Annotated in this window: 5 protein-coding genes; 3 read left to right on the top strand and 2 right to left on the bottom strand. The window is 55.1% G+C overall.

Going from position 1 to position 2,136, the window contains the following annotated elements; all coding sequences use genetic code 11:
- Positions 1-29: 29 nt before the first annotated feature.
- Both K4G67_RS10275 and K4G67_RS10280 read right to left on the bottom strand, forming a co-directional pair.
- Positions 30-296, bottom strand: coding sequence for a hypothetical protein (locus tag K4G67_RS10275; RefSeq protein ID WP_239806295.1), 267 nt, complete (start codon positions 294-296; stop codon positions 30-32).
- Positions 297-332: 36 nt separating this feature from the next.
- Positions 333-917, bottom strand: coding sequence for a helix-turn-helix domain-containing protein (locus K4G67_RS10280; RefSeq protein ID WP_239806296.1), 585 nt, complete (start codon positions 915-917; stop codon positions 333-335).
- A 3-nt stretch (positions 918-920) separates the two neighbouring features.
- On the opposite strand from K4G67_RS10280, the gene K4G67_RS10285 reads away from it, so the two are divergent.
- The 3 genes from K4G67_RS10285 (at position 921) to K4G67_RS10295 (ending at position 1,999) form a co-directional block, all read left to right on the top strand.
- Positions 921-1,106, top strand: a complete 186-nt coding sequence (locus K4G67_RS10285; RefSeq protein WP_239806297.1) for a hypothetical protein — start codon at positions 921-923, stop codon at positions 1,104-1,106.
- A gap of 97 nt (positions 1,107-1,203) precedes the next feature.
- A complete protein-coding gene (locus K4G67_RS10290) occupies positions 1,204-1,635 on the top strand; it encodes a hypothetical protein (RefSeq protein WP_239806298.1) in 432 nt (143 codons plus the stop codon).
- A gap of 154 nt (positions 1,636-1,789) precedes the next feature.
- On the top strand, positions 1,790-1,999 hold the full coding sequence (locus K4G67_RS10295; RefSeq protein ID WP_239806299.1) for a hypothetical protein: 210 nt from the start codon (positions 1,790-1,792) through the stop codon (positions 1,997-1,999).
- Positions 2,000-2,136: the final 137 nt, after the last annotated feature.

The following is a 2,136-nucleotide window of genomic DNA, read 5'->3' on the forward strand; positions in this document are numbered from 1 at the left end:
ATCGAGGCAGGATCAAACGGCAATGGGCATCAAAACGGCCCAAGGCCCTGCTCGTAGCTGATGAAAACTTCGGGCTCAGACCACGCTACAAGCGCGAACTTAGCCAAGTGCAGTGTCATCGTTTCGGCGTTGTAGAAGGGCAGAACCAGTCCGACGCCCTTACCCTTTTCGGGGCAGACGGCCGCGTGCCGCGATGCGTCCAGCGGCGGCGAGCACTGTTTCTGCCCGACGCGCGCCTTGTGCTGAAACCAGTTTTTCTGGGGTTTCTTCGGAATGGTGGCCCAGACCTGTTCCAATGCCGAGGCAAAGCCCCTTTCTTAATATTTTCATGGCTATCTGGTTCTGCGCTGATGGCCGGGCCGAGCGGTCAGCTTTACATAGCCAAATTTTTTCAGCGCGCGGTTGACGGTCGTTTTGTCGAGCGACACCGCAAACTCTCCGTGCAGCCAATGTGCCAGATCGATAAGCCGCCAGCGCACGACGCCATGGATCGCCGGGAGAGCCCCCTCTCCCGACTCGAGCAGTGCACGTCGCTGCATATCGTCGAGGATCAATGCGTTGGCAACGGCCTTGCCGTCCAGTAGCCCGTCAGGATCGCAGGTATTGAAGCCGATCACCCAGTCGCGGATGATCTGAAGGGTGACACCGCCGATCCGCACCGACTCGCTCCGGCTACCAACATCGTAGATCAGGGCGACGGTCAACAGTCGGCGTGCCTGCGGCGAACTCTTTGATCGCCGTGTCACGCGCTGGAGTAACGGTCCGTCGAAATCCTCCCGCAAGCCAATCGCTCGACCCATCGTCGCTTCCTCCTGATGAAGGACGCATTCAAGGATGACTATCACCGGATTGGAAACACCATAGCTGAAATAACCTCGGTGCAGAGTGGTATACCCGCAAAGTAAAGGAATATCCAAACTATGGCTGCTGTAGAGGTTGCAACTACATTGAGCGCATTGTTCGCAACGTTCGGGCAACAGCGAAATATCGCCACCAGTTATGTTAAAAACATCCTGTCTTCAGAGAGCTGCCTGACCCTTGCCGCCGCTAGGCTACGGACGAAGTCTTTTGTGAACGCGGCAGGTCGAGAAACAGGAGAAACGTGATAAGTTTTATTTTCCTACAAGCCTTGGCCGTTTTAACCATCACGTTCAAATCGAATACGGGTTGCGCATTAAGTTGATGCAGTTTCAAGGAGTTGCTATGGACCAGGATCTGAATATCAAATTGCCCGCCCATTACGCCCCTGCCATTGCCGTGGGCTTTCAGGGTCCCGAAAATTCTTTTTCTCTCGTGGAGATTGGTCGGCCGCTGCCTGTAGTCAACGTGCCACAACTTGGCGGGGATCCGCTAACCGGCACCGCAGATGCGTCTGGTACGGTAGGCCCTTTCCTCGCGCAGCCAGCGAAGGCAATTTCGATTGAACTGTCGGGCGAGTGGGCAGGATCGGTTCGGTTACTGCGCTCTTCCGACGGCGGAGATACGCTCTCTCCGCTTAAAGCGGCTGGTGCCGACTGGGCGGTGTTCAACGACAACGGGGTAGAGCAGGCTTGGTTTGAAACAGAACGTGATATCGGGTTCTACCTTCAAATTAATCTCACATCCGGAACAGTGTCATATCGCGTATCGCAATAAGGGTATGGCGACCAAAGCAATACTGTGTCGATGTTGCCAACTTCGTTCTATCAATCGCGACAGGTCTATTGAATTAGGATGCGACTATGAGACTTTGTCCATAGCTGTGCGCCGCCAATAAGCCAGTCCGACATCCGCGATGGCTATGGTTTTGATGACGCTGGCCTCGTTGTTGCTGGGTATTTGCGGGATGAGCGTCCTGGAGCTTCCACGGCCGTTTGTAGTGGGGCCCGGGTTGAAGTTGCGAATGGTTAGTCAGCGTAACTTTGGCATGCGCGATAACGATGCGGATGGTGCGGATGAACAAGTCGTATCGATTCGTCTGATGCCCGAAGACATGCCCGGCAAGGGCATGGATCACTGACTTTATTACGCGGGCGCGTGTCATGCTCTCGGACATCGGGCGGCTTTTAACCTTCCATGCGTTCGAATCGATGCTTGGTAACTTGCCGCTCTCGATAAGAGTGGCGATCATTACCCAGCTGTCGGCGCCTTCGTTGG

Origin of the sequence: Croceicoccus hydrothermalis, assembly GCF_022378335.1 — a bacterium.
GTDB lineage: Bacteria > Pseudomonadota > Alphaproteobacteria > Sphingomonadales > Sphingomonadaceae > Croceicoccus > Croceicoccus hydrothermalis.